The organism is Rhodoferax sp. RT5P35, assembly GCF_056521385.1.
Window position 1 is genome coordinate 1 of record NZ_JBWMAX010000144.1, and the last position, 1383, is coordinate 1383.

At 66.7% G+C, this 1383-nt stretch carries 1 protein-coding gene and 1 pseudogene; both read right to left on the reverse strand.

The genetic code is table 11. The features are described from left to right. Positions 1-24: 24 nt before the first annotated feature. Positions 25-453 (reverse strand): DUF934 domain-containing protein, encoded by a 429-nt coding sequence (locus tag AC097L_RS24430; protein WP_479589315.1) that lies wholly within the window; start codon positions 451-453, stop codon positions 25-27. Positions 454-464: 11 nt separating this feature from the next. Then, positions 465-1383: pseudogene (locus AC097L_RS24435) on the reverse strand (nitrite reductase); the annotation flags it as partial.

Here is a 1383-nt window from a genome sequence, read left to right on the forward strand (position 1 = left end):
GGTGCTCATGGTGTCTTGCTCCAATCAGTACGAGTCTTGGCGCGCCAGCTCAGCGCCATAGGCCGCGGAGTGGTCGGTTTCGGCAAAGTGCGGCTCTACGTGGACGGCATCGCCCTGGTAGAAACCTTCAAAGCGGTCAAATTGGCGCTGGGCGGCGCTGGCATCCACGCCTTCGCGCAGCACGGCCACGGTGAAACCACTGCGCTGCATTTGCACCAGCTGGTCGATCAGCACGTCGCCGGTGGCGCGGATTTCGCCGGTGTAGCCCAGGCGGCGGCGCAGCAAAAAGGCCTGGCTGTAGGCGCGACCATCGGTGAACTTGGGGAAGTGCAGGTCGATGCGGGTGATGCCCGCCAAATCCAGCGTGCGCGGGTCTGCATCGTTGGCCAGGGATACTTGGTCTTTTTGGCCCTCAGCGCTGATGGTATGGGCGGTAGCAGCTATTATTTTCATAGTGATGGCTTTCAGGCTTCTGCCGCAGCGCGGGGGGCGCGGGCGGTGCTGGTGCGGGCGGCGTTGGCGGCCAGTTTGAACGGGTCCTGGCCGACGCGGCGCAAGGTGTCGATGAAGGCCTCTCCGCTGGTGCGGGTGGCGCGGTAGGTGTCCAGCACGGCTTCGATGACTTCGGGCACCTCGGCGGCGCTGAAGGATGGGCCGACGACCTTGCCGATGGCGGGGGCACCGCTGAGGTTGGAGCCGTCCGAGCCCGCCAGCGTCACCTGATACCACTCTTGCCCGTCCTTGTCCACGCCCAGAATGCCGATGTGGGCACTGTGGTGGTGGCCGCAGGAGTTGATGCAGCCACTCATGTGCACGTCGATTTCGCCCAGGTCGTGCAGCTCGTCCATGTCCTGGTAGCGCTGGCTGATGGCCTCGGAAATCGGCAGCGAGCGGGCGTTGGCCAGCGCGCAAAAATCGCCGCCGGGGCAGACGATCATGTCGGTCAGCAGGCGGATGTTGGCGCGGGCCAAGCCAGCGGCCTTGGCCTCTGCGTACAGCGCGGGCAGCTCGTCGGCGCGCACCCAGGGCAGCACCAGGTTCTGGTCGTGGGTGACGCGGGTTTCACCGGCGCTGTAGCGGTCGGCCAGGTCGGCCGACAGGTCTAGCTGGTCGCCGGTGGCGTCGCCGGGCGAGTAGCCCAGGCGCTTGAACGACAGCGTCACCGAGCGCAGCAGCGGGTTTTGGTGCGCGGCCACGTTTTGTTTCAACCAGCGGGTGTAGTCCTTGTCGTCCACCGGGGCGGCGACCGGGTTGGCCAAGGCGGGCAGGGTGCCGACGCGGCTGGCCGGGGGCACAAAGCAGGCGGTCACGCGGTCTAGTTCCGACTGGGCGATGGTGTGCGGCGCGCCGTCCACGGTCAGGATCTGCTGGAACTCGGCTTCC